This is a genomic window from Plantactinospora veratri, from assembly GCF_036421995.1.
In the GTDB taxonomy this organism is placed as follows: Bacteria; Actinomycetota; Actinomycetes; order Mycobacteriales; family Micromonosporaceae; genus Plantactinospora; species Plantactinospora veratri.
The window spans coordinates 61,705-87,553 of sequence record NZ_JAZGQL010000006.1 but is presented as its reverse complement, the minus strand read 5'-3'; the positions used below and the strand labels follow the sequence as shown (position 1 = coordinate 87,553).

Genomic DNA, 25,849 nt, shown 5'->3' with positions numbered 1-25,849 from the left:
ACCGACGCCGGCCACCCCTGACCACTCAGACACGTCACAACCGCCCGTGGCGTCCGCGACCCTCCGTGAGGGACCGCTCGGGCGCGCCGGGGCGGGGACGGCCCGAACCGGGCAAGCTGCCCCTCTCCTCCACGTACTGTTCGACGGGGCGTTATCGGGACGATCGGCCCGATGAACCGGTGATCGCCAGGCTGCTCGGAGCCTGTCCACCGGATCTTGGGAGATCTCGATGGCTCTGTCCCGCCGTACCCTCCTACTCACCGGCGCCGCGGTCGGGGCCGCCGGCGCGGTGACCGGCCTGCCCGCCGCGTCCGCCGCCGCCGCCCGGCCGCTGGCCGCCGACCCCTTCACCCTCGGTGTCGCCTCCGGCGACCCTGACTCCGACGGCTTCGTGCTCTGGACCCGGCTCGCGCCGACCCCGCTGGCCGAGGACGGCCTCGGCGGCATGCCGAACCGGGCCGTCCCGGTCCGCTGGGAACTCGCCGCCGACGAGCGGTTCCGGCACGTGGTACGCCGGGGCACGGCGGTGGCCCGCCCACAGTCCGGGCACAGCGTGCACGTCGAGCTGCACGGGTTGCAGCCGGGACGCGAGTACTTCTACCGGTTCCACGCCGAGCGGCACACCTCGCCGACCGGCCGGACCCGTACCGCTCCGGCGCCCTGGGCCCGGGGCGGCGCCCTGACCATGGCCTTCGCCTCCTGCTCGCAGTTCGAGCACGGCTACTTCACCGCCTACCGGCGGCTCGCCGAGGAGCAGCCGGACCTGGTCCTGCACCTCGGCGACTACCAGTACGAGTACGCGTTGGGGTCGTACACCATCCCGGGCGGCAACCCGCGCGACCACGAGGGGCCGGAGACGGTCACGCTGGCGAACTACCGGCAGCGGCACGCACAGTACAAGTCCGACCCCGACCTGCGGGCCGCGCACCAGGTCGCGCCCTGGGTGGTGGTCTGGGACGACCACGAACTGGACAACAACTGGGCCGACGAGGTCTACGAGAAGCCCGAGATCCCGCAGCCGGACTTCCTGGCCCGCCGGGCGGCGGCGTTCCAGGCGTACTACGAGAACATGCCGCTGCGCCGCACCTCGATCCCGAACGGCATCGACATGCAGCTCTACCGGCGGATCCGCTGGGGCCGGCTGGCCAACTTCCACATGCTCGACACCCGGCAGTACCGGGACGACCAGGCCTGCGGCGACGGCACGAAGGACTGCCCGGCCGCACTCGACCCGGCCCGCTCGATCACCGGCGCCGCGCAGGAGCGCTGGCTGATCGACGGGTTCCGCCGCTCCGACGCACGCTGGGACGTCCTCGGCCAGCAGGTCTTCTTCGGCCAGCGGGACACCGACGCCGGCCCGGCCAGGTTCACCTCGATGGACAGCTGGGACGGGTACGTCGGCTCCCGGGACCGGATCACCCGGGGCTGGGTGGAGGCGAAGGTCCGCAACACGATCGTGCTGACCGGCGACGTGCACGCGCACTGGGCCACCGACCTCAAGCTCGACTACGACGACCCGACCTCCCGGACCGTCGGCGCCGAGCTGGTCTGCTCGTCGATCACCTCGGGCGGCGACGGCGCCGACTCGGTGACCGGCAGCCACCCGTACTTCCCGCACAATCCGCACCTGCGGTTCCACAACAACCAGCGGGGCTACGTGCTGACCCGGTTCACCGAGCGGGAGATGCGGGCCGACTTCAAGGTGTTGCCGCAGGTCAGGACGCCGGGCGCGGAGGCGTACACCCGGGCGTCGTTCGTGGTCGAGGACCGTGTGCCGGGGCTGCACCAGACGTACGACCGGCCGGTCGACCCGGCCACCGCCACCGCCCGGTCCCTGGTCGACCAGGCGGCGGAGACCGCGGCCCGGGAGAACCTGCGGCCCTGACCGACCACGCACGGCGTCGATCCGGCAATCCCGCGGGTCGACCCCCTGGCCGGCCCGGTTCGCCGTCCGGGCCGGCCAGGACCGCCCACCGCTGCCCTATTCGCGCCAGCCGAGCAGTTCGACCCCCTTCGCCAGTTCCACCCGCAGCCCGGTGACGATCTCCCGGGAGCCGCCCGGCGGCAGCTCGACCCGCCAGATCAGCTCGCCGAGCGCGGCCCGCTCGTCCGGCGGCGGGTCGAGGCGCAGCTCGCGGACCGTGATCCCGTCGCTCTGCGAGACCGGGAGCTGGTCGCGCACCGTCAACCGAGCCGGCCGGGGCGTGTGGTTGGCCAGGGTGATCCGGTACTCGACCTCCCGCCGCCGGGTCGAACCCAGGGTGGCCTTCGTGTCGCTGCGCCGCACCAGCTCCCGCTTCACCCGGATCCGGTCGTCGAGCCCGAGCGCCACCTCGACCTCCTCCCCCGGCGCCCAGGTCGGCAGCGTGGTACCGCCGACGAAGTCCCCGCCGTGGAAGACCGACGCGGGCCCGGGCAGCAGGGTGTGTTCGGAGCCGTTGACGGCGGTGGCCCGCAGGTGTACTCCGGGGGCACGCACCGGCGCGGTGACGTGGTCGAGCCGGGCCGGCAGCTCCAGTACGGCGACGACGGCCCGGTGCGCGCCCCCGTCCGCGGGTACGGCCACCGGGCGGGCCGGCCGGTAGGTGGCGGCCAGCGCGCCCTGGCTGAGAGTGGCGCCGGACTGTGCCACCGGCGCGGGCGGGCGGGGTGCGGCGCCGAACGGCTGGGCCTTGCCGGCGGCGCCCGGTGCCGGCATCGCGGCCGGGGAGAGCGGCCCGCCGGCCGTCCTGGCCCGGACCGGCCCGCCGCCCCGGCTGCCCTCCTGTTCCATCCAGACCACCGGCTCCGCCTGGCGGAGATACCACGGCTCCAGCTCCGGCAGCTCGGTGCCGGTCGCCGGGCGGGCGGTGGAGAGCAGCAGTTCACACTCGGGCCAGTCCTCCCCGGTGCGCTGGCTGACCAGCCCGAACCAGGTGAGGGTCAGGGTTTCCTCGACCAGCCGCAGGTCGTACGAGGAGGTCCAGCCGGCGCCCTCCACCACGTACGACAGCTCGAGTTGGACCTCGGCGGGCCGCTCCGGTGCGGTCGGCTCGGCGTCGCCGTCCGGCTCGATCCGCAGGCTCACCTCGGCGGCCAGCCGGTCCGGTGACCGCCGGCCGGAGAGCGCCGCGATCTCGCGCTCGACGGCGGCCAGCCGCTCCCGGGCCTCCTCCTGGCGACGGGCCAGTTCCCGCCGCCGGGCCTGGCTGGCGGCGGTCTGCTCGGCCACCGAGTCGGTGAAACCGGCGACGTCGCCCGGGGTGGCGTCCCCCGCGGCCAGGGCCCGGGCGTAGCTGGCACCGGCCCGCTGGGTGAGCAGCGTCAGGAAGTCGGCGCGCTGCTGCTCGACGGCTTCGGCGTCGGCCAGCCCGGCCAGCTCGGCGGTGATGTCCCGACGCCGCTGCGCCAGTTCGGCGGCGGTCCCCTCGGTGGCCCGGGGCAGCACCTCGGTCGCCACGTCCACCCCGAGTACGGTCGCCGGGCCGCGTCCACCGACCCGCAGCGAGTCGCGGAGCAGGCCGAGCGGCAGTGGTCCGATCCGGACCCGGTGCTCCCCGGGCGGAAGCTGGAGATCGGTCCGGCGGGTCACCCGGGCCCGGTCCGGATAGACCGTCACGGCGACGATCGGCGCGTCGATTCGGGATGGGGTCATCGCGCGAGGCTACCGATCCGCCGCCACACCGGGCTGTCCCGAAGCCTCCTCCGGTCCGGGAGGGAAACCGGTCAGCCCGGCAGGAAGGAGAACCGGACCTGGCGGGTGGCGTTGTCGCCGTTCGGGTCGACGAGGCAGATCGACTGCCAGGTGCCGAGCGCGAGCCGGCCGTCCAGCACCGGCAGGGTGGCGTACGGCGGCAGGAAGGCGGGCAGGACGTGGTCCCGGCCGTGCCCCGGCGAGCCGTGCCGGTGCCGCCAGCGGTCGTCGGTGGGGAGGAGTTCGTCCAGCGCGGTCAGCAGGTCGTCGTCGGAACCGGCCCCGGTCTCGATGATCGCCAGGCCGGCGGTGGCGTGCGGCACGAAGACGTGCAGCAGCCCGTCGCCCCGGCCGGCGAGGAACTGCTCGGCCTCCCGGGTGATGTCCCGGACCACCGGCCGGGAACCGGTCCGAATGGTGATCACCTCACTCTGCATTCCCCCAGTCTCCCCGACCCGTCGGCGCCAGGTCGGGGCGGTCCGCTTTCCGCCGCCGCGCGCGGTCCTGGAATTCCTGAGGTGAAAACGACCTGTTGCCGGAAAGTTACCGGCTGGTACCTGTGTCGCGCGTCGCCTCTGCCGGGTCTAGAGGTGACGGAGCCAGGCATGAGGGGGCAGGATGGCGCTAGAGACCTATCCCACACACAACCTAGGGAACGCCTGTGGCCACGGAACGCAAGCGCCCGGTGATCAGCGACGGCCTACCGAGCCAGCTTCCGGACATCGACCCCGAAGAAACCAGCGAGTGGGTCGAGTCGCTTGACGGTGTCATTGACGAGCGCGGCGCCAAACGCGCCCGCTACGTCATGCTGCGCCTGCTGGAGCGGGCCAGGGAGCGCCAGGTCGGGGTGCCGCCCCTGACCACCACCGACTACATCAACACCATCCCGCCGGAGCAGGAACCCTGGTTCCCGGGGGACGAGCACATCGAGCGGCGGATCCGGGCGTACATCCGGTGGAACGCCGCCATGCTGGTGCACCGGGCGCAGCGGCCGGAGATCGGCGTGGGCGGGCACATCTCCACCTACGCCAGCTCGGCGTCGCTCTACGAGGTCGGGTTCAACCACTTCTTCCGGGGCAAGAACCACCCGGGTGGCGGTGACCAGATCTTCTACCAGGGCCACGGCTCCCCCGGGATGTACGCGCGGGCGTTCATGGAGGGGCGGCTGACCGAGGACCAGCTCGACGGCTTCCGGCAGGAGCTGTCGCACCCGGGCGGCGGGCTGCCGTCGTACCCGCACCCTCGGCTGATGCCGGACTTCTGGGAGTTCCCCACCGTCTCGATGGGGCTCGGCGGGATCAACGCGATCTACCAGGCCCGGTTCAACCGCTACCTGCAGCACCGGGGCATCAAGGACACCTCCCAGCAGCACGTCTGGGCGTTCCTCGGTGACGGCGAGATGGACGAGGTGGAGTCGCTCGGCGCGATCGGCGCGGCCGCCCGCGAGGAGCTGGACAACCTCACCTTCGTGATCAACTGCAACCTCCAGCGGCTGGACGGGCCGGTGCGGGGCAACGGCAAGGTGATCCAGGAGCTGGAGGCGTTCTTCCGGGGCGCCGGCTGGAACGTGATCAAGGTGGTCTGGGGCCGCGAGTGGGACCCGCTGCTCGCCGCGGACACCGACGGCGCGCTGGTCAACCTGATGAACACCACGCCGGACGGCGACTACCAGACCTACAAGGCGGAGTCCGGGGCGTACGTCCGGGAGCACTTCTTCGGCCGTGACCCGCGCACCCGCAAGATGGTCGAGGGGCTCTCCGACGACGAGATCTGGAACCTCAAGCGGGGCGGGCACGACTACCGCAAGCTCTACGCGGCGTACAAGGCGGCGGTCGAGCACACCGGCCAGCCGACGGTGATCCTGGCGAAGACGATCAAGGGCTGGACGCTGGGGTCGAGCTTCGAGGGCCGCAACGCCACGCACCAGATGAAGAAGCTCACCCTGGACGACCTGAAGAGCTTCCGCGACCGCCTCTACCTGGACATCCCCGACTCGGCGCTGGAGACCAACCCCTACCTGCCGCCGTACTACCACCCGGGCGAGAAGTCCGAGGAGATGGAATACCTGCGCGAGCGGCGGCAGCAGCTCGGCGGCTACCTGCCGAGCCGGCGCACCGAGTGGGTGCCGCTGCCGGTGCCGGGCAGCGAGCGCTTCGGCGACGTCAAGAAGGGCTCCGGCAAGCAGAAGATCGCCACCACGATGGCCTTCGTCCGGCTGCTCAAGGACGTGATGAAGGACCGGGAGTTCGGCAAGCGGTTCGTGCCGATCATCCCGGACGAGGCGCGGACCTTCGGGATGGACTCGCTCTTCCCGACCCAGAAGATCTACTCGCCGCACGGGCAGAAGTACACCTCGGTCGACCGGGAGCTGTTCCTGTCGTACAAGGAGTCCGTCACCGGGCAGATCCTGCACGAGGGGATCAACGAGGCGGGTTCGGTGGCCTCGTTCACCGCCGCCGGTTCGTCGTACGCCACGCACGGCGAGCCGATGATCCCGCTGTACATCTTCTACTCGATGTTCGGCTTCCAGCGCACCGGTGACGCGTTCTGGGCGGCGGCCGACCAGATGGCCCGGGGCTTCGTCCTCGGCGCCACCGCCGGCCGGACCACGCTCAACGGTGAGGGCCTGCAACACGAGGACGGGCACTCGCACCTGATCGCCGCGACCAACCCGGCCGTGGTGGCGTACGATCCGGCGTTCGCGTTCGAGATCGCGCACATCTTCGAGAACGGCCTGCACCGGATGTTCGGCGAGCAGCCGGAGAACATCTTCTACTACCTGACCGTCTACAACGAGCCGATCCTCCAGCCGGTCGAGCCGGAGAACGTGGACGTGGAGGGGCTGCTCAAGGGGATCTACCGGTACTCGCCGGCCGGCTCGGTCGACGGGCAGGACGGCGGCGACGCGCCCCGGGCCAACATCCTCGCCTCCGGCACGGGCATGCAGTGGGCGCTCAAGGCCCAGAACCTGCTGGCCCAGGACTGGGGGGTGGCCGCCGACGTCTGGTCGGTCACCTCCTGGACGGAGCTGCGCCGGGACGCGGTGGAGTGCGAGGAGTACAACCTCCTGCACCCGGGTGACGAGCCGCGGGTGCCGTACGTCCAGCGCAAGCTGGCCGACGCCGACGGACCGGTGGTGGCGGTCAGCGACTGGATGCGGGCGGTACCGGACCTGATCTCGCGGTGGATCCCCGGCGACTACACCTCGCTCGGCACCGACGGCTTCGGGCTCTCGGACACCCGGCACGCGCTGCGCCGGCACTTCCACGTGGACGCCGAGTCGGTGACCGTGGCGACGCTGCGCCAGTTGGCGCGGCGCGGCGTGGTGCCGGCCTCGGTGCCGGCCGAGGCCGCGAAGAAGTACGCGATCGACGACATCGCGGCGGCCCCGGTGGGCGAGACCGGCGGGGACTCCTGACGGTTCCGTACTGATCGGCAGCCTTGGGGGGCGGGACGTCGCGACGGCGACGGCCCGCCCCTCAGCCGACGGTGGCCAGCCCGGTGAGCCGGGCCAGCGAGCCCTCCAGGTCGGCACCGACCCGACGCATTCCCCAGCGCAGCAGCGCCCCGCTGACCGGGCCGGCGGGCCAGCGGACCATGATCAGGCGTACCGAGGTGCCGTCCTCCTCGGGTGCGAGTTCGACGTAGACCTCGGTGCGGGCCTCGGCCCGGGCACCCGAGCCTTCGGCCCGTTCGCGCCAGGCGATCAGGGTCGGCTCCTGGTACGCGATCACCTCGGCGTCCAGCGCCCGCCCGTCCGCGTGCACCCGCTGGCGGCGGCCGATGCCCTCCCCGGAGAGCACCTCCGCCTGTCGTACCCCGGCGAGCCAGCCCGGCAGGTGTTCGGCCCGCTGAACGAGGTCCCACACCGCCTCGATCGGTGCGGACACCCGCGTGCTGCGTTCGATGAGCATCATCCTCAGTCGCCTCCATTGCGGACAACCCGTGACCATTGGCAGCTTATTCACGATTACGGACGAAAACGGACGATTAGCCATCGACACGCCGGGGGAAACTACCGCCGTGGAATTCGCCGGCCCGGAGCGGCCGCGGAACCGGACGACGGAAACCTGGTGGCGGGCCGCCCGGGGAGCGTGCGTAGGCTGGAGGTCGTGACGGTACGCGTACGCTTTGCCCCCTCCCCGACTGGAATGTTCCACGTCGGAGGTGCCCGCTCGGCCCTACAGAACTGGATCTTCGCGAAGCAGCAGGGCGGCGTCTTCGTGCTGCGCGTCGAGGACACCGACGCGGCCCGCAACCGGCCGGAATGGATCGAGGGCATCCTCTCCGCGCTGGACTGGATCGGGATCGCCCGGGGCAGCTACGAGGGACCGTACTTCCAGTCCGCGAACGCGGGCGAGCACCGCGACGCCGCGACCCGGCTGCACCGCGCCGGCCGGGCGTACTACTGCGACTGCACCCGGGAGGCGATCCAGGCCCGCACCGGCTCGCAGTACCAGGGCTACGACGGCTTCTGCCGCGACCGCGGCCTCGAACCGGCACCGGGACGCGCCCTGCGCTTCCGCACCCCCGACGAGGGCGAGACGGTGGTCGTCGACCTGATCCGCGGCGAACCGACCTTCGAGAACAAGCTGATCGAGGACTTCGTGATCGCCCGGGGCGACGGCTCGCCGGTCTTCCTGCTGGCCAACGTCGTGGACGACCTCAGCATGGGCATCACACACGTGATCCGGGCCGAGGAGCACCTGCCGAACACGCCCAAGCAGCAGCTCCTCTGGGACGCGCTCGGGGTCAAGCCGCCGATCTGGGCCCACGTGCCGGTGGTGGTCAACGAGAAGCGGCAGAAGCTCTCCAAGCGGCGCGACAAGGTGGCCCTGGAGGCGTACCGGGACGAGGGCTACCTCGCCGACGCGATGCGCAACTACCTGATGCTGCTCGGCTGGGCGCCCTCCGGCGACCGGGAGATCGTGCCGTGGTCGGTGATCGAGTCCGAGTTCCGGCTCGCCGAGGTGAACCCGTCACCGGCCTTCTTCGACGAGAAGAAGCTGCGGGCCTTCAACGGCGAATACATCCGGGCGCTGTCGGTGGACGAGTTCGTCGCGGCCTGCCAGCCGTGGCTGACCGGTACCGGCACCATCGCTCCGCCGCCCTGGCAGCCGGCCGAGTTCGACCCGGCCGCGTTCGCCGCGGTGGCGCCGCTGGCACAGACCCGGATCGCCGTACTCAGCGAGATCGTGCCGAACGTCGACTTCCTCTTCCTCGACTCGCCGCTGATCGACGAGGCGGCTTGGGCGAAGGCCATGAAGGAGGGTTCCGCCGAGCTGCTGGACGAGACGATCGCCGCCTTCGAGGCCCTGCCGGAGTGGGCGGCGGAGCCGCTGAAGGCGACCCTGGAGGAGGTCGGCGCCCGCCGGGGACTGAAGCTCGGCAAGGCGCAGGCACCGGTCCGGGTGGCCGTGACGGGGCGCAGCGTCGGGCTGCCGCTCTTCGAGTCGCTGGCCGTACTCGGCCGCGAGCGTAGCCTCACCCGGCTCCGCGCGGCCCGGCTCCGACTGGTCTGACCGGCCCTCCGGCTGGTCTGACCGACGCAGGTCTCAGTTCGCCGAGCCCGGGCGTCCCGGACGCCGGCGGCGGAGCAGCACCGCGCCGGCCAGCGCGGCCAGCGCCAGTACGGCACCGGCGAGCCAGGGCCACCACCCGGGACCCGACGAGTCGGCGGCCGGGGTCAGCGGCCCGGCCTCGGCCGGCGACGGCGGCGCGGCCGGTGCGGAACTGGCCGGAGGGGTCGCGGTGGGCACGGCTGCCGAGGGCGAGGCGGTCGGGGTGGCGCCCACGGTGAGGGTGAACCGGACCTCACCCTTGACCGGGTGCCCGTCGCCGGAGGCGACCTGGTAGCGGACGATGTAGAGCCCGGCGGCCCCCGGCCGGACCGGCACGGCCACCCGGGGGCCGGAGAAGGCCGGCTTTCCCGCCGCCGCGTCGACGTTGTCCGGGCCGGTCACCGTGACCCTCGTGGTGGTGGGATCGAGTTTGTTCAGGAAGGTCAGCCGTACGGTGGCCGGCGCCTTGCCGAGCCGGGCTCCGTTACGGGGATCGCTGCTGGTCAGCGAGTTGTGCGCGGCGGCGGGACCGGCCGGCAGCAGTACGCTGAGCGCCACCACCACGACGCTCAGCACCAGTGTCCCGACACGGGTGACCCGGGCCCCCATGATCGCCTCCATCCCGCTACGATTTCGCACAACTGATCATTGGCTCGTCACTTAGTCGACCCTAGATCGCAGATAGTTCCAAATAACCGCTCGTCCAGGTGCAACCGAGCGGCGTTCTGCGGAGTCTTTGTAGTGAGTACGACAGGTCCATCCCGGACAGTGTCGTGCACGCCACCGACCAACCAGCGCGTGACCTGCATCATGGCCACCATCGAGACGGGGCGAGGAGGTCGGCGATGGCCGGAGGGGTGAGTCGTCGACTTGTCGGCGTGGCCACGTTGTTGATCGCGGCGGCGAGTTGGCTCGGAATCGCGGGCGCCGCCCAGGCGAAGCCGGCCAGACCGACGTCGGTGGTGATCACCGGCAAGGACCTGTCGACCCCGGTGACCATCCGGGCCCAGGGCAAGCCCGAACTCTTCGCCGCGCTCCTCGACCAGGTGGGCTTCCTGAAGACGGGCCCCGGCAACACCGGTGGGCTGAAGGCCGCCGACCTGGGTCCGAAATACACCATGGTGGTGCACGTCGGCGACGCCGCGCAGCAGTCGTACGACCTCTACCCGCTGGCCAAGGGCGGGCCCCGGGTGTACCGGCCCGCCCGGCAGCCGGACAAGAGCCGCCCCGGCGCGGCCTGGTTCTTCGGCCGGCTGACCATGGCGGAGGCCCTCCTGGCGGCCGGTGCGCCACTGCCCGAACAGAACGTCACCAGCCTGCACGGTGGCGGCATCGGCGGCGGCGAGCGGGTGATCCCCGACGACGCGATCGGCACCGGCAAGGACGTCGACCGGCTGCTCGGCGAGCTGCGGCAGCTGATGCTGCTCAACGGCGCCGTGCTGCTCGCCATCACGCTGGGGCTCGCCGGCATCGCGCTGCTGGTCCGGCGCCGCACCCGCTGACCCGAGCGGCCGGCGGCCCGGGCACTTCCCCGCACGGGGTCTCAGCGACAGCAGCGGCAGGGTCCAGCGGCAGCGGCAGCGGGGTTCAGCACCAGCGGCGTGGCGGGCGGTCACGCCGGACGGAGCGCCGCGACGGGCGTACGGCCCCGTGCCGGTGCGCCCCGGCCCAGCCCGGCAGATCGGTCTGACAGCCCGGCGTACGCCGGCTCGCCGGCTCGGGCGACGTGCCCGGTGCCCCGTCCGGCTCACCCGGCCCGGTGGTGGCAGCAGCCGGCCGGCCCTGGTCGTCGCCGTCGGGCCGGGCTTGGTCGTCGCCGTCGGGCCGGGCTTGGTCGTCGCCGTCCGGCTCGCCGGGGCGGGGCCGGGGAACCAGCCTCGACCGGTCGCCCAGCCGACCGGGGTCGGTCGGGGCGCGCTCCGAGCCACCGGCGTCGGAAGCCAGCACGGCGCCCTCCCCCGGCTGGCCCGGCCGCGCCATCCCGACCTGCTCGTCCGCTGCCGCCGCTCCGGCCGGACGCGCTCCGGTCCGCGCCGCCGCCGGGCGGGCCGCACCGGGCGGGTCGACCGGCTCGGCGCCCGACAGCCGATCGACCGGCTCGGCACCCGGCCGGTTGGGCGTCGCGTCGAGCGGGCTCGCCGGCAGCCCCGCACTGGCACCACAGACCCAGCGGAACCGGCCGACCGGGCCGAGCGGGGGCAGCGGCCCACGATCGCCAAGCAGCGAGTCCTGCTCGTCCTCCGAACAGCCACGCTCGGCGTCATGCGCCATCCAGGCCTCCTCACACACTCGCCGCCGGGTGGGCGGTCGCCCCGGCGCGCGGCACCCACGCGGTTGACGGTGAGCCAGTGCGGGAAAGCGCATCACCGGGACCTTGTCACCGTACTGGTCCCCGACGACGAGTTCGACGTTGCCGTGGCGAGAAACTGCTGCATTCCGCTGGTGTGGAAGATCCAGGTCACGAACCGGTTAACCTCCGGCCCGCGGTGACTCCGGCGCGGCGGGCTTGGGAAAGACGGTCGCCCAGACCGGAAAGGCGACGAGCCAGATCACCATCGCCACACTCAGCCGGACGATCCAGGCCAGCAGCTCGGCGGTACGGTCCAGGTCGCCGACCATGAGGATGCCGAGGCCGAGCAGGCCGCAGGCGATGGCCCAGCCGAGCAGCCCCTTGCCCCACTCCCGCCACTCGTAGCGGGCCCGGGCCCAGCCGCCGCTGGGCGGCTTCCACGGCGGCGGCCCACCCGCGAACCGGTGCGCGAACCGCTGGTCGGCCCAGCGGATCATGCTGTGCCCGAAGGCGACCGAGAAACCGAGGTACGCCGCCGCGAGCCCGTGCGTGAAGTTCGCCGTGGCACCGGCGCGCAGGTCCAGTACGGTGGCGACCAGGATCACAAGATCGATCAACGGCGTACCGAGCAGCAGCAGCGCGCCGAGCCGGGGCATCCGGAGCGGATAGCGCGCGATCAGGCCGGCACCGAGCAGTACCCAGAACCCGATCTCGCCCGCGGCGATCACTGCCAGCATGCCGTACCCCCCGATCCTCACCCGGCCGCCGCCCGGTCACTGTCACCAGTCTCGGCAGCGCGAGGGGCCGCGGCCTCGGTACCGATACCGAGATCCGGGTCCGCCGAAAGAGGTACGCGTACACCCTTCGACGGACCCCGGCCGGCGCCGGCTCGTCGTCGGGGCCGACGGGAACGGCCGGCCGGTGTGATGGGATCGGGGCATGACCGCACGGCTGCGCCTGGAACGCGGGTCCCTGTCCCGGGACATCGCGCTGGCGTCCGCGTCGCTGGCCGGCGGGCTGCTGATGATGGCGCTCGGGGTCTACCACCCGCTCAACCCCGGCCTGCTGGACGCCCCGCCGGGACTCACCGTCGGCCTCCTCGCCGTGACCTGCCTCGCCGTGGCGCTGCGCCGGGTGGCGACCCGGCTCGGGCTGGCGCTGGGCACCGTCGCCATCGTCGTCGACCTGCTGCACGGATCGTCGCTGGCCACCACGCTGGTCTACACCCAGGTGCTCTTCGACTCCTGCGTCTACGGGTCGGCGCGGCTCTGGCGCCGGCTGCTCCAGGCCAACCTGGCGCTGACCGGGGTCGCCGCGCTGGTCGGGGTCTTCCTGGCCACCCCGGCCTGGCAGGGCATCGGGCTGGCGATTCCGGTGGTGCTGATCGGCGTACTGCCGGTGGTCAGCGGGATCGGCGTCCGGCAGTACCGCGACCAGGCCGCCGCCGAACGCGCCCGGGCCGAGCAGACCGCCCGGCTGGCCGAACTCGACCGGCGCCAGGCGGTGGCGGCGGAACGGAGCCGGATGGCCCGGGAACTGCACGACGTGATCGCCAACCACCTGAGCGCGGTCGCCATCCACGCCACCGCGGCGCTCTCGGTCTCCGGGCTGGACCGGGCACAGCTCGACCAGGCGCTGCGGGTGATCCGGGAGAACAGCGTGCAGGGGCTCGCCGAGATGCGGCAGATGATCGGCCTGCTCCGGGAACCGGCCGCCCCCGGCTCGGCCCCGCTTCCGACCGGGGCCGGGCCTGGTCCGCCCGGGCACGACCCGAGCCGGCCGGCCACCCCGGACCCCGCACCGGGCGAGGGCGGGACTTCCGCCTCGGATGCCCGGTCCGGTGCCGGCGCGGAGTCGACCGGAGTATCGGCCCGGGGCGGCCGCCCCGGCACCGAACCGGCCCGGCTGGGGACGGTCGACGGTCCGGTCCGGGCCCGGCTCGCCGAGGTGGACCGGCTGGTCGGCCAGGCCCGGGACGCCGGCCTCCCGGTACGGTTCGAGACGACCGGCGAGGTACGCCCGCTGCCGGTCGGCGTGGACCTGGCCGCGTACCGGATCGTCCAGGAGTCGCTGACCAACGCGCTCAAGCACGGCGCCGGGCAGACCACCCTGACCATCTGCCACGAGCGCCGCTCGGTCAACCTCACCATCGTGAACCCGCTCGCCCGCTCCGGCGAGCCCCGGGGTACCGGCGTCGCGGCCGGGGCCGGGCTGCCCGGGGCGGGCGCCGGCCTGATCGGGATGCGGGAGCGGGCCGCCCTGCTCGGCGGCCGGTTCGAGGCCGGACCGCGCGGAACGAACTGGCGGGTACACGCGGAACTGCCGAACGCCGACTTCCCCGACCGGGGACCGCTGACGGAGCCGGGGCGGGGCGGATGATCCGGGTGGTGGTCGCCGACGACCAAGACGCGGTGCGGGCCGGCCTGGTGCTGATCCTCGCCGGTACGCCCGGGCTGGAGGTGGTCGGCGAGGCGGCCGACGGCGAGGAGGCGGTGGCGCTCTGCCGGCGGCTCAGGCCGGACGTGGCGGTGCTGGACGTCCGGATGCCCCGGCTCGACGGTGTCTCGGCGACCGGGGAGATCGTCGCCGAGCGGCTCGCCGACGTCCTCGTGCTGACCACGTTCGACCTCGACGAGTACGTCTTCGGCGCGCTCCGGGCCGGCGCGTCCGGGTTCCTGCTCAAGGACACCGACGCCACCGGACTGGTCGACGCGGTGCGTACCGTCGCCCGGGGCGAGGGGATCATCGCACCGGCGGTGACCCGTCGGTTGATCAGCGCCTTCGCCGCCGCCGTGCCGGCCACCCCGGCGACCGCCCGGGCGGCGTTGGCCGACCTGACGCCACGGGAACGGGACGTGCTGGCCTGTCTCGGCCTCGGGCTGTCCAACCAGCAGATCGCCGAGCGGTTGACGATGGCGGAGAGCACCACCAAGACGCACGTGAGCCGGATCCTCGGCAAGCTCGGCCTGCGCAGCCGGGTACAGGCGGCGATCCTCGCCCAGGAGCTGGCCCTGCCGCCACCGCCCTGACCCGGCCGGACCGCCGCCGGCCGGGCTGCCGCCGGGCTACCGGACGGCCCGGTCCCGGTGGGATGCGGGCACCCGCGCGGTGCCGGCCGGGCGCCGCACCGCCCGGGCGGCCAGCGGGACGACGGCGAGCGCGAGGAGCCAACCGCCGAGCACGTCGGTCGGCCAGTGCGCCAGCAGGGCGACCCGGGTCAGCCCGACGAAGGCCGCGAAGGCCACGGCCAGCCCGACGGTGAGCGCCCGGGCCGGACCGCCGAGCCGGGACCAGAGCAGGAGTACGGCCACCAGCGCCGCCGCCGCCGCGTTGCTGGTGTGCCCGCTCGGAAACCCGTTGCTGCTGATCACGACGAAGCCGTTCTCCGGCCGGGGGTGGTGCACCAGCCAGTGCATCAGCCCCCAGAGCACCGGGATCAGCACCGTCACCACGGCACAGAACGCGGCCGGCCGACGCCCGCCCCGGGCCGCCAGTCCCACCGTGACGGCCAGGCCGGCGACCAGGAACGGCACCGTGGCGGCCACGTCGGTGGCGACCCGCAACACGTCGACGGTGCGGGGGCTGGCGTCGCCGTACCCCCGGAAGGCGTCGCTGACGGCGGCGTCGAAGCGGTCCAGCGGCGCCCAGCCGGCCACGGTCAGGGCGAGCAGCGCCAGGAAGCCGGCGAGCGCGAGCAGCGGGACGACCAGCGGCGGGCGGGCGACCATCGGGACATGATGCCACGGCCGGTGGCGGCCTTCGGAGTTCCGCGTGGCACGCTGGGCCGATGGCGAGCGAGGCGGGTGACGGCGAACTGGCGGCCACGCTGCGCCGGATCGAGCGGGCGGCGGGCACGCTGGCCAGCGCCAGTGTCACCCGGATGGACGAGACCCTGCCCTGGTTCCGCGACCTGCCGGCCGAGCAGCGGTCCTGGGTGATGCTGGTCGCCCAGGCCGGCGTCCGGTCCCTGGTCGAGTGGCTGCGGTCGCGACCGGCCGCCGACGGCCCCGGCGGGGCCGACGCCCTGGCGGACAGCCCCGACGAGGTCTTCGCCGCCGCGCCCCGGGCGCTGGCCCGGTCGATCAGCCTCCAGCAGACGGTGGCCCTGATCAAGGTGACCATCGACGTGGTGGAGGAGCAGGTGCCGCACCTGGCGGCGCCGGGCGAGGAGCGGCTGCTGCACGAGGCGGTGCTCAAGTTCTCCCGGGAGATCGCCTTCGCGGCCGCCCGGGTCTACGCGCGGGCCGCCGAGTCGCGCGGCTCCTGGGACGCCCGGCTCCAGGCGCTGCTGGTGGACGCGCTGCTCCGGGGCGACTCCCCCGACGTGCTGGCCAGCCGGGCGGCAGCACTGGGCTGGACGGACGCCCCACCGGTGGCGGTGGCGGTGGGCCGCTCCCCGGGCGGCGAGGTCGCCGCCGTGCTGCACACCATCTACCGGGTCACCCGGCGACTCGGCCTGGAGATGATCGGCGGGGTGCACGGGGACCGGCTCGTGCTGGTGCTCGGCGGCGCGACCGACCCGCTGGCCGCCACCGCGAAGATGCTCGCCGGCTTCGGCCCCGGCCCGGTGGTGGTCGGGCCGGCGGTACCGAGCCTGGACGCGGCGACCGACTCAGCCCGGGCGGCGCTGGCCGGCTTCCGGGCCGCACCGGCCTGGCCGGCCGCACCCCGCCCGGTGGCCGCCGCCGACCTGCTCCCCGAGCGGGCCCTCGCCGGTGACCCGGAGGCCCGGCGGGCGCTGCGCCAGGACGTCTACGCGGCGCTGGTCCGGGCCGGCGGCGAACTGCTGGAGACCCTGGACGCGTTCTTCGCCGCCAACGGGGTACTGGAGAGCGCCGCCCGGACCCTCTTCGTGCACCCGAACACCGTCCGGTACCGGCTGCGCCGGGTCGCGGATGTGACGGGATTCTCCCCGCTGACCGCCCGGGACGCCTTCGCGTTGCGGATGGCGCTGACGATCGGACGACTCGACCCGGCCGCCCCGGTCGGACCTGGGCCGGGACACTAACCCCGTTTGGGACAGACGGAACGAGAAGCCCGTGACCGCCATGGATTTTTGTAGGGTCTTCACAAAGGTCGTAGTGTGGATTGGTACATCACGGCAACCACGCCGGGGCGCTTGATCCAGGAGAGTCGTAGGCGTGCTTGCCGTACTCTCACCCGGCCAGGGTTCCCAGAAGCCCGGCTTCCTGACTCCGTGGCTCGACCTGCCCGGCACCGAGGCACGGCTGCGCTGGTGGTCCGCCCTGGCCGGCGTCGACCTCGTCCGGCTCGGCACCGAGGGCGACGCCGAGGAGATCCGCGACACCGCCCGGACCCAGCCGCTGCTGGTCGCCGCCGCCCTGCTCGCCGCCGAACAGCTTCCGATGCACGACGTGAGCGTCACCGCCGGGCACAGCGTCGGTGAACTCGCCGCGGCGGCACTGGCCGGCGTACTGAGCCAGGAGGCGGCGGTCACCCTGGCCGGCGTACGGGGCCGGGAGATGGCCGCCGCCTGTGCGCTCGAACCGACCGGAATGTCCGCGGTGATGGGCGGCGACCCGGACGAGGTACTGGAGGCACTGGCGGCACACGATCTGTACCCGGCCAACTTCAACGGCGCCGGCCAGCTCGTGGTGGCCGGCGCGGTCGACCGGCTGGCCAAGTTCGCCGCCAACCCGCCCGCCGGCACCAAGGTGATCGCCCTCAAGGTGGCCGGAGCCTTCCACACCCCGTACATGGCACCGGCCGAGCGGGCCCTCGCCGCCGTCGCCGCCGGGATCGTACCGGCCGACCCGACCCGGATCCTGCTCTCCAACGCCGACGGCGCCGCCGTCGGCCACGGCCGGGAGCTGCGGCAACGCCTGGTACGCCAGGTGACCGCCCCGGTCCGCTGGGACCTCTGCATCCGCCGCCTCGTCGACCTCGGCGTCACCGCGGTGATCGAACTGCCCCCGGCCGGCACCCTGGCCGGGCTGATCAAGCGGGAACTCAAGGGCACCGGGCAGGTTCCCGAGATCGTCACCCTGAACACCCCGGGCGACCTGGCCGCGGCCCGCGACCTGATCGCCCGGCACGGCACACCGTCCCGGCCCGCGCCGGCCGCGCGGTTCCGGGTGGTGGTGGCCGGCACCGCCGGCACCTTCACTCCGGCCGAGGACCTCGCCGAGGGCGCCACCATCGAGTCCGGGCAGGTCGTCGGCCACGTCACCACCCGGCAGGGCGCGGTGGAGGTCACCGCGCACGGCTCCGGCGTGCTCACCGAATGGCTCGCCCACCACGACGACCCGGTCGCCCCGGGCCAGCCCCTCGCCCGCATCGGAGGACAGCTTTCATGACCGGCCACCGGGAGACCCCGGGCCACCGCTTGGCGGTGACCCGGTGAGCAGGATGATCGCGCTCGGCCACTACCAGCCGTCCCGGGTGCTCAGCAACGACGACCTAGCCCAGATCGTCGACACCAACGACACCTGGATCCGCGAGCGGGTCGGCATCGCCACCCGGCGGATCGCCGACACGGAGACCGTCGCCGACATGGCCGCCGCCGCGGCCGACAAGGCGCTGGCCAACTCGGGGCTGGCCGCCTCCGACATCGACCTCGTCGTGGTGGCCACCTGCTCGGCCGTGGACCGCAGCCCGAACACCGCCTGCCGGGTCGCCGCCAAGCTCGGCATCGACGCCCCGGGCGCGTTCGACCTCAACACCGCCTGCTCCGGCTTCTCCTACGCGCTCGGCACCGTCGACCACGCACTGCGGGCCGGCGCCTCCCGCAACGCCATCGTGATCGGCGCGGAAAAGCTCTCCGACTTCGTCGACTGGACCGACCGGTCGACCTGCATCCTCTTCGGCGACGCCGCCGGTGCCGCGGTACTCACCGCCACCGGGGAGGGCGAGCCGGACGGCATCGGACCGGTCGTCTGGGGCTCGGTCCCGGAGCGCAGCGACGCGGTCCGGATCGAGGGCTGGCGGCCGTACATCCAGCAGGAGGGGCAGTCGGTCTTCCGCTGGGCCACCACCGCGCTCGCCCCGCTCGCCCTGAAGGCGTGCGAACGGGCCGGCGTCGCCCCGTCGGAAATCGCCGCGTTCGTGCCGCACCAGGCCAACCTGCGGATCATCGAGGGCATCGCGAAGCGGCTCGACATGCCGCAGGCGGTCATCGCCAAGGACATCGTCGAGTCCGGCAACACCTCGGCGGCGAGCGTGCCGCTGGCCCTCTCCAAGCTGGTCGAACGCCGGGAGGTGCCCTCCGGCGCCCCCGTACTGCTGTTCGGCTTCGGCGGCGGCCTCACCTACGCCGGGCAGGTCGTCCGGTGCCCCTGACCGGATGCTCCGGACCCGGGGCGGCACACCCGCCGCCCCTGGCCCAGCACCATCAACCGGTCGAACGCTGACCAGCGGCGGCGGACGGATCCGCCGCCACCGCAGATATCCATCCATGGAGAGGAAAGAACCACAATGACCCGTGACGAGATCACCGCCGGCCTCGCCGAGATTCTCGAAGAGGTCGCCGGGGTGAGCCCGGACGACGTCGCCGAGGAGAAGTCGTTCACCGACGACCTCGACGTCGACTCGCTCTCCATGGTCGAGGTCGTGGTGGCCGCCGAGGAGAAGTTCGGCGTCAAGATCCCGGACAACGACGTCCAGAACCTCAAGACCGTCGGCGACGCCGTCGCCTACATCGAGGCACAGTCCTGATCATGACTCGTCCCGACGTCGTCGTCACCGGGCTCGGCGCGACGACCCCGCTCGGCGGGGACGTCGCGTCGACCTGGGAAGCCATGCTGGCAGGCCGCTCCGGGGTGGGTCCGCTCACCCAGGAGTGGGCCGGGCAGCTTCCGGTACGCATCGCCGCCCAGCTCGCGGTCGAACCGACCGAGAAACTGGATCGGGTCAAGCTGCGCCGGCTCGACCGGTCGGAGGCGATCGCGCTGATCGCCGCGCACGAGGCGTGGGCGGACGCCGGCCTCGCCGACTCCCCGCCGGACCCGGAGCGGCTCGCGGTGAGCGTCGGCTCCGGCATCGGCGGCGCGCAGACCCTGCTCGCCCAGGACGACATCCTGGAGGCGTCCGGGCCACGGCGGGTCTCCCCGCACACGGTCCCGATGCTGATGCCGAACGGCCCGGCCGCCTGGGTCGGGCTGGAGCTGGGTGCGCAGGCGGGCGTGCACTCGGTGGCCAGTGCCTGCGCCACCGGGGCCGAGGCGATCGCGCTCGGCCTCGACATGATCCGCTCCGGGCGCGCCGACGTGGTGCTGGCCGGCGGTACCGAGGCGGTGGTACACCCGCTGCCGATCGCCGGGTTCGCCTCGATGCGGGCGATGTCGACCCGCAACGACGACCCGGAGCGCGCGTCCCGCCCCTGGGACAAGGGCCGGGACGGCTTCGTACTCGGTGAGGGGTCCGGCGCGGTGGTGCTGGAGCGGGCCGACCACGCCGCCGCGCGCGGTGCCCGGGTCTACGCCCGGCTGGCCGGCGCCGCGCTCACCTCCGACGGCTACGACATCGTGCAGCCGCACCCCGAGGGACGCGGCGTCATCCGGGCCATCAACATGGCGATCGCCGACGCCGGGATCGACCGCTCCGACATCGTGCACGTCAACGCGCACGCCACCTCCACCCCGGTCGGTGACATCGCCGAGATCGTCGCGCTGCGCTCCGCGCTCGGCACCCACCCGGTGCTGACCGCCACCAAGTCGATGACCGGGCACCTGCTGGGCGCCGCGGGCGCGCTGGAGTCGATCGCCACCATCCTGTCCATCCGGGACGGGGTGATCCCGCCGACGATCAACCTCGACGACCCCGACGACGCCCTCGACCTGGACGTCGCCGCACACAAGGCCCGGCACATGGACATTCCGGCGGCCCTGAACAACGGGTTCGGGTTCGGCGGGCACAACGCCGTCCTCGTCTTCGCCCGGGCCTGACCGTCCGCCCGACCTCCGGTACGGCGGGCGGTGGTAGATTTTCGGTCGTTCTGGCGCCCGCCGCACCACCGGGTGCGGCGGGCGGGACTCTCACAGCACGGCGAGCCGAGGAGAGGCGCGGATGCTGGCGGCGTTGAAGGGGTTGCTCGGGCACGAGGCGCTCTACGTGGCCCTACAGAAGGGCCTCGGCGCGGACCGGCTCCGCTACCGCTGCCTCGACGAGCTGGCCCTGGTCGACGGCGACACCATCATCGACGTCGGCTGCGGCCCGGCCTACTACTTCGGGCGACTGCCGAAGGTCCGCTACTACGGCTTCGACACCAGCGAGAAATACATCGCGCACGCCCGCAAGCGCTGGGGCGGTGACCAGGTCGAGTTCCGCTGCGAGGTCTTCGGCGAGCAGCACCTGGCCCAGATTCCGCCGGCCAACGCGATCCTGCTGCTCGGGCTGCTGCACCACCTCTCCGACGACGAATGCCGGCACCTCTTGCGGGTCTCCGCCAAGGCGCTCGCCCCGGGCGGCCGGGTGATCGCCGTCGACCCCACCCTGGTGCCGGGGCAGCATCCCATCTCGCGGTGGATGTCGAAGAACGACCGTGGCGAGTACGTCCGCACCCCGGAGGCGTTCGTGGCGCTCGGCCGGGAGACCTTCGCGGACGTCGACGGCGAGGTCGTGGACGACGCCACCCGGATACCGACCAGCCACTGGATGATGCGGATGCGGACCCCGGCACTCGTCCCCGACGCCGGCTGACGGCCGCGATGACCACCCCGCTGCGCAACTGGGCCGGCAACGTCGACTTCCGGGCCGGCCGGCTGCACCGGCCGAACTCGCTCACCGAACTGCGGTCGCTGGTCGCCGGCAGCGACCGGATCCGCGCCCTCGGCACCGGGCACTCCTTCAACCGGATCGCCGACACCACCGGCGACCTCGTCTCGGTCGCCGGCCTGCCGCCGGTGCTGGAGATCGACCGGGCGGCCGGCACCGTCACCGTCTCGGCGGCGCTGCGCTACGGCGACCTCGTCGGCGAGCTGGACCGGGCCGGCTTCGCGCTGCACAACCTCGGCTCGCTGCCGCACATCTCGGTGGCCGGCGCCTGCGCCACCGGCACGCACGGCTCCGGACCGGGCAACGGCAACCTGGCCACCGCCGTCGCCGCGCTGGAACTGGTCACCGCCGACGGCGACCTGCTGACGCTGCGCCGGGGCGACGACGACTTCCTCGGCGCCGTGGTCGGGCTCGGCGCGCTCGGCGTGGTCACCCGGCTCACCCTCGATCTCGTCCCGGCCTTCGAGATCGCCCAGTACGTCTACGACGACCTGCCCCGCGACCAGCTCGACGCGCATGCCGCCGAGATCCTCGGCGGCGGCTACAGCGTCAGCCTCTTCACCGACTGGACGGGTCCCCGGATCAACCAGGTGTGGCGCAAGCGCCGGGTGGACGGCGCCGACGGTGGCGCCGCCGAGCCGCACTGGTACGGCGGCACGCTGGCGGCCGAGCCCCGGCACCCGGTACCCGGGATGTCGGCGGTGCACTGCACCGAGCAGCTCGGCGTGCCGGGGCCGTGGCACGCCCGGCTGCCGCACTTCCGGCTCGAGTTCACCCCGAGCAGCGGCGAGGAACTCCAGTCGGAATACTTCGTGCCGCGCGAGCACCTCGGCGCGGCGATGGCCGCCCTGGACGGCATCGCCGACCGGATCGCCGCCGTACTCCAGATCTCGGAGATCCGCACCATCGCCGCCGACGAGCTGTGGCTGAGCCCGAGCCACCGGCGGGACAGCGCCGCGCTGCACTTCACCTGGGTCAAGGAGACCGAAGCGGTGTTGCCGGTGCTGGCGGCGATCGAGGAACGGCTCGCGCCGTACGCGCCCCGGCCGCACTGGGGCAAGCTCTTCGTCACCCCGCCGGAGCAGCTCCGCGACCGCTACGACCGGTACGCCGACTTCGCCAAGCTGGCCCGCCGCTACGACCCGAGCGGCAAGTTCCGCAACGAGATGCTGGACCGCTACTTCCCCGCCGCCGGCTGAACCCGGGCGCGGCACAGCTCAGCGGAGCTGGTAGACCGCCATCCGGTCGTTCTCGTAGCGCAGCCGGGCCAGCCGGGCCAACTCCGGAGACTCCACCCCGACGGTCCGGTCCACCACCAGCCACCGCACGGCGTGCCGGTCCCGCAACTCCCGCAGCCCGGCCTCGGTCGGCTCGGTGAACGCCGCGTCGTTGCGCCGCAACAGCTCCTGATCCCAGAACGGGGTGTACGCCCCCGACGACGCCACCCGGGGCGCGAACCCCCAGCCCTCGACGAGCACCCGGCGCTCGGCGTACGCGCTGAGCCAGAACGAGCGGGCGTCGCACCAGCCGTTCACCACCGCCAGGCAGTGCACGTTGGTCGCCAGCACGTCGCCGGGTTCGCTGTGGTCCCGGGCCCAGCGGGCGGCGTCGACCCGGCTCTTCGGCAGCGCGATGTTGGCGTACGCGCCGCCGTTCGGGGAGCGTTCCGACTTGCGCATGTCCATCAGCAGTCCGGGTGCCCCGACCACCAGGACGGCGGTGAGCAGCGCGATCGCGCCCCGCCGGTGCAGCGCGGCGATGCCGAGGCTGGCCGGTAGCCAGATCCCGACGGCGATCACCGCCAGCACGGCGAGCCCGGCCGACCACCAGAGCAACGGTCGCAGCCAGTCGAACATGGTCTCCCCGGCGGCCGGGCCGGCGTACCGGAACTGGAGCGCGACCAGCGCGGCGGCCAGGGCGAGCGCGCAGAGCCCGAGTACGGTGCCGGAGCGCCGGGTCAGCCGGGCCCGGTCGGCGACCATCAGGTATCCCCAGGCGGAGAGGACCACCGCGAAGGTGAAGCCGGCCCGGGTGAAGTACTGGTTCGCCCCGCCGGGCTGGCGCAGCAGCAGGTAGAGCAGCGGGCCGGCCAGCGCACCGCCGAGCAGGAACCACTGCACCGGTTCGAGCCGGCCCCGGCGCAGCCAGAGCAGCGGCCCGATGCCCACCACCCGGAGCTGCATGTTCACCGCGAAGGCGGCGACCACGGCGAGTACCGCCAGCGGGACGGGCCAGCCCTCCGGCGGCGGTGTCCAGTACGGCTCCAGGCTGCTGGCCAGCGGATCGACCTCGATCCCGTACGCCTTGAACCGGTAGAGCACGGCGGTGGCGAAGAGCTGCGCGGCGGCGGTGCCCAGCCCGGCCCCGACCACCGCCCACGGGATCCGTCGGGTGGCGACCAGCAGCGCGACCGCGGTGAACGCCAGCGCCAGCCCGACCACCGGCAGCGAGCTGGCCTTCGCCCCGCTGGAGGCGAGCATCAGCAGCGGGGCGAGCACGAACGCGCCCCGGCCGATCGCCGCGACCGGCCGGTCCGGGCGCCGGTCCACCACGTCGGCGAGGACGGCGATCAGCGCGATCAACAGTACCCAGCTGTAGATCATCGACATGCCGTGCCAGATCACGAACGACGCCTGGGTGCCGAACGGCATCGTCACCGGGTCGGTGAAGTTGGTCTCGCCGATCACGAAGAAGAGCACCGCGGCGACGGCACCGACCGCCGGCCGGCCGCTGACCCGCCAGCCCAGCACCGCGGTGAGCACGATCGCCGCCGCGCAGAGCGCCGGGATGGTCAGCCGCAGCGCCACCACCGGCAGGTCGATCCCGCCGATCAGGCTGGTCGCGGCCATGTGCACATAGCCGAACCAGTGGTAGTCGAGGGGTTCGGCAGCGACCTGGGGCAGGTGGATCGGGAACTGGTGCTTCGCCTCGCCCGCCAGCGAGAGCTGGTAGGCCAGGTCCAGGTACTGGTGGGTCTGCTCCGAGGTGGGCAGCACCGGGTTGCGTTCCAGGAAGGTGCTGGAGAGATAGGTGGTGAAGAAGGCCACCGCACCCGCCACCGACCACGACCAGCCGACCGGGGTGGGCCGGTAGTCCCGGACCAGCCAGTGCCGGCGCAGCCGGGGCACGGCCAGGAAGAGCGCGACGATCGCCGCCGGCCAGGTCCAGAGCCAGCCGGCGAGACCGAGCCAGGCGCACAGCGCCCAGGCGGGCAGTTCGAGCACCAGCCCGACGGCGGCGCCCATCGCCACGTCCTCGACCAGGGTGTGCGGCCGGCGGCGCAGCGCCCGGTAGACCAGGGTGCCGGGGAGGATCAGGGCCAGCAGCAGGTAGCCGGCGTACCGGGCGATGTCGACCGGGTCGGTGTCGGCGGCCAGCAGCACCACGGCGAAGTGGCCGGCGCCGGCCAGCAGCGGCGCCCAGCGCAGCAGCGCGGTCCGGCGCGGCGGTGCGGCCGGGGCGGAGGAGGCCGCCACCGCCGCTTCGGTAGCGGTCACCGGACCACCCGCACGCCGTTGCGGCTGGCCGGGCCTGCGGCGTCCCGCGCGGCCGGGTGCTCTTCGGCGGCATCCCGCGCGGCCGGTGCGGCCGGGACGTGGTCGTCGGAGGCGGGGGACGGCGGACCGGCCGGCACCTCGGTCGCCGCAGCCGGCCCGTCGGCGGTGTCGGAGCCGATGAAGTAGGCCGGCCTGCCCTGCACCGCCGCGTAGATCCGGGCGATGTACTCGCCGAGCAGCCCGAGGCAGAGCAACTGGACGGCGCCGAGGAAGAGCACCGCGACGTAGAGCGAGGCCCAGCCGGTGACGGTCGAGTCGCGGAAGTACATGACGACCGCGAAGACCACCATGAGCAGGCAGAGCAGCATGCCGCCGGCACCGAGCCAGGTCGCCACCCGCAGCGGCGCCTCGGAGAAGCTGATGATGCTGTCGGTGGCGAGCCGGACCATCCGCGACAGCGAGTACTTGGTGCGGCCGGCCGCCCGCGCCTCGCGGATGTAGCTCACCTCGCCGCTGGGAAAACCGAGCCAGGGCACCACCAGCCGGAGCACCGGGCGGCGTTCGGGCAGCTCGCGCAGTGCCTCGACGGTGGCCCGGCTGAGCAGCCGGAAGTCACCCGCCTGGGCCGGTACGGCGTTGCCGACCAGCCGGCGGACCAGCCGGTAGTAGATGCCGGCGGTGTACCGCTTGAACATGGTGTCGGTGGAGCGGTCGCCGCGTACTCCGTAGACGATGTCCAGTCCCTCGGCAAGGGCCAGCCGCAGCATCTCGACCAGCACCTCCGGCGGGTCCTGGAGGTCGGCGTCGATGCTGGCGACGTAGTGCCCCCGGGCGCGGAACAGGCCGGCGATCAACGCCGCCTGGTGGCCGCTGTTGCGGCGCAGCCGGATGACCCGCAGTTGTGGCCAGCCGCGCCGCATCCCGACCAGGATCACCGGGGTGGCGTCGCTGCTGCCGTCGTCGACGGCGACCACCTCGTACGGCTCGCCGAGCCCGTCGAGGACCGGCCGCAGCCGTTCGACCAGCAACGGGAGGACGCTCTCCTCGTTGTAGATCGGCACGACCACGGAGAGGGTCGGCTCCCGGCTCGTCACCG

22 protein-coding genes are annotated in these 25,849 nt (G+C 73.3%); 13 read left to right on the top strand and 9 right to left on the bottom strand.

The window, feature by feature from the left end; all coding sequences use genetic code 11:
* Positions 1-229: 229 nt before the first annotated feature.
* A complete protein-coding gene (locus V1634_RS09790; RefSeq protein WP_331207440.1) occupies positions 230-1,885 on the top strand; it encodes an alkaline phosphatase D family protein in 1,656 nt (551 codons plus the stop codon).
* A gap of 96 nt (positions 1,886-1,981) precedes the next feature.
* Here V1634_RS09790 and V1634_RS09785 read toward each other — a convergent pair whose 3' ends face one another.
* Both V1634_RS09785 and V1634_RS09780 read right to left on the bottom strand, forming a co-directional pair.
* Positions 1,982-3,634 (bottom strand): DUF4139 domain-containing protein, encoded by a 1,653-nt coding sequence (locus V1634_RS09785; RefSeq protein WP_331207439.1) that lies wholly within the window; start codon positions 3,632-3,634, stop codon positions 1,982-1,984.
* A 71-nt stretch (positions 3,635-3,705) separates the two neighbouring features.
* Complete coding sequence (locus V1634_RS09780) at positions 3,706-4,110, bottom strand: YjbQ family protein (RefSeq protein ID WP_331207438.1); 405 nt, start codon at positions 4,108-4,110, stop codon at positions 3,706-3,708.
* A gap of 224 nt (positions 4,111-4,334) precedes the next feature.
* Here V1634_RS09780 and aceE point away from each other — a divergent pair, with 224 nt between their 5' ends.
* Complete coding sequence (gene aceE / locus V1634_RS09775; RefSeq protein ID WP_331207437.1) at positions 4,335-7,091, top strand: pyruvate dehydrogenase (acetyl-transferring), homodimeric type; 2,757 nt, start codon at positions 4,335-4,337, stop codon at positions 7,089-7,091.
* Positions 7,092-7,152: 61 nt separating this feature from the next.
* On the opposite strand, the gene V1634_RS09770 is transcribed toward aceE, so the two are convergent.
* Complete coding sequence (locus V1634_RS09770) at positions 7,153-7,590, bottom strand: SRPBCC family protein (protein ID WP_331207436.1); 438 nt, start codon at positions 7,588-7,590, stop codon at positions 7,153-7,155.
* Between the two features lie 195 nt (positions 7,591-7,785).
* Between V1634_RS09770 and gltX the strand changes: the two genes are divergently transcribed.
* Entirely contained in the window at positions 7,786-9,195 is a 1,410-nt protein-coding gene (gltX, locus tag V1634_RS09765; RefSeq protein WP_331207435.1) for a glutamate--tRNA ligase, read from the top strand.
* Positions 9,196-9,228: 33 nt separating this feature from the next.
* Here gltX and V1634_RS09760 read toward each other — a convergent pair whose 3' ends face one another.
* Positions 9,229-9,855, bottom strand: a complete 627-nt coding sequence (locus tag V1634_RS09760; protein ID WP_331207434.1) for a copper resistance CopC family protein — start codon at positions 9,853-9,855, stop codon at positions 9,229-9,231.
* A 224-nt stretch (positions 9,856-10,079) separates the two neighbouring features.
* On the opposite strand from V1634_RS09760, the gene V1634_RS09755 reads away from it, so the two are divergent.
* Entirely contained in the window at positions 10,080-10,736 is a 657-nt protein-coding gene (locus V1634_RS09755; protein WP_407951743.1) for a hypothetical protein, read from the top strand.
* Between the two features lie 85 nt (positions 10,737-10,821).
* Here the strand turns inward: V1634_RS09755 and V1634_RS09750 are convergent, their stop codons facing one another.
* Entirely contained in the window at positions 10,822-11,505 is a 684-nt protein-coding gene (locus V1634_RS09750; RefSeq protein WP_331207624.1) for a hypothetical protein, read from the bottom strand.
* A 198-nt stretch (positions 11,506-11,703) separates the two neighbouring features.
* Positions 11,704-12,261: a hypothetical protein gene (locus V1634_RS09745; protein ID WP_331207432.1), complete on the bottom strand. Its 558-nt coding sequence runs from the start codon at positions 12,259-12,261 to the stop codon at positions 11,704-11,706.
* Positions 12,262-12,463: 202 nt separating this feature from the next.
* On the opposite strand from V1634_RS09745, the gene V1634_RS09740 reads away from it, so the two are divergent.
* Positions 12,464-13,903 carry a sensor histidine kinase gene (locus V1634_RS09740; protein WP_331207431.1) on the top strand — a complete coding sequence of 480 codons (1,440 nt, stop codon included), beginning with the start codon at positions 12,464-12,466 and terminating at the stop codon, positions 13,901-13,903.
* Positions 13,900-14,553: a response regulator gene (locus tag V1634_RS09735; RefSeq protein ID WP_107264336.1), complete on the top strand. Its 654-nt coding sequence runs from the start codon at positions 13,900-13,902 to the stop codon at positions 14,551-14,553. Before V1634_RS09740 ends, V1634_RS09735 begins: the two co-directional genes overlap by 4 nt.
* 36 nt (positions 14,554-14,589) lie before the next feature.
* Here V1634_RS09735 and V1634_RS09730 read toward each other — a convergent pair whose 3' ends face one another.
* Positions 14,590-15,252, bottom strand: coding sequence for a phosphatase PAP2 family protein (locus tag V1634_RS09730; protein ID WP_331207430.1), 663 nt, complete (start codon positions 15,250-15,252; stop codon positions 14,590-14,592).
* Positions 15,253-15,311: 59 nt separating this feature from the next.
* Between V1634_RS09730 and V1634_RS09725 the strand changes: the two genes are divergently transcribed.
* From V1634_RS09725 to V1634_RS09695, 7 genes are all read left to right on the top strand, one after another.
* The gene (locus V1634_RS09725) at positions 15,312-16,532 is read left to right on the top strand and encodes a PucR family transcriptional regulator (RefSeq protein WP_331207429.1); all 1,221 of its coding nucleotides are present in this window, start codon (positions 15,312-15,314) and stop codon (positions 16,530-16,532) included.
* 133 nt (positions 16,533-16,665) lie between these two features.
* Positions 16,666-17,841 carry an acyltransferase domain-containing protein gene (locus tag V1634_RS09720; protein ID WP_331207428.1) on the top strand — a complete coding sequence of 392 codons (1,176 nt, stop codon included), beginning with the start codon at positions 16,666-16,668 and terminating at the stop codon, positions 17,839-17,841.
* Between the two features lie 52 nt (positions 17,842-17,893).
* Positions 17,894-18,823: a beta-ketoacyl-ACP synthase III gene (locus V1634_RS09715; protein ID WP_331207613.1), complete on the top strand. Its 930-nt coding sequence runs from the start codon at positions 17,894-17,896 to the stop codon at positions 18,821-18,823.
* Between the two features lie 135 nt (positions 18,824-18,958).
* Positions 18,959-19,198 carry an acyl carrier protein gene (locus tag V1634_RS09710; protein ID WP_107261778.1) on the top strand — a complete coding sequence of 80 codons (240 nt, stop codon included), beginning with the start codon at positions 18,959-18,961 and terminating at the stop codon, positions 19,196-19,198.
* Between the two features lie 2 nt (positions 19,199-19,200).
* The gene (gene fabF / locus V1634_RS09705; protein WP_331207427.1) at positions 19,201-20,427 is read left to right on the top strand and encodes a beta-ketoacyl-ACP synthase II; all 1,227 of its coding nucleotides are present in this window, start codon (positions 19,201-19,203) and stop codon (positions 20,425-20,427) included.
* A 121-nt stretch (positions 20,428-20,548) separates the two neighbouring features.
* A complete protein-coding gene (locus tag V1634_RS09700) occupies positions 20,549-21,181 on the top strand; it encodes a class I SAM-dependent methyltransferase (protein ID WP_331207426.1) in 633 nt (210 codons plus the stop codon).
* Between the two features lie 8 nt (positions 21,182-21,189).
* The gene (locus V1634_RS09695) at positions 21,190-22,455 is read left to right on the top strand and encodes a D-arabinono-1,4-lactone oxidase (RefSeq protein WP_331207425.1); all 1,266 of its coding nucleotides are present in this window, start codon (positions 21,190-21,192) and stop codon (positions 22,453-22,455) included.
* An 18-nt stretch (positions 22,456-22,473) separates the two neighbouring features.
* On the opposite strand, the gene V1634_RS09690 is transcribed toward V1634_RS09695, so the two are convergent.
* Together V1634_RS09690 and V1634_RS09685 are read right to left on the bottom strand one after the other, a co-directional pair.
* Entirely contained in the window at positions 22,474-24,753 is a 2,280-nt protein-coding gene (locus tag V1634_RS09690) for a hypothetical protein (protein ID WP_331207424.1), read from the bottom strand.
* A complete protein-coding gene (locus V1634_RS09685; RefSeq protein WP_331207423.1) occupies positions 24,750-25,847 on the bottom strand; it encodes a glycosyltransferase family 2 protein in 1,098 nt (365 codons plus the stop codon). The genes V1634_RS09690 and V1634_RS09685 overlap by 4 nt, the downstream gene beginning before the upstream one ends.
* Positions 25,848-25,849: the final 2 nt, after the last annotated feature.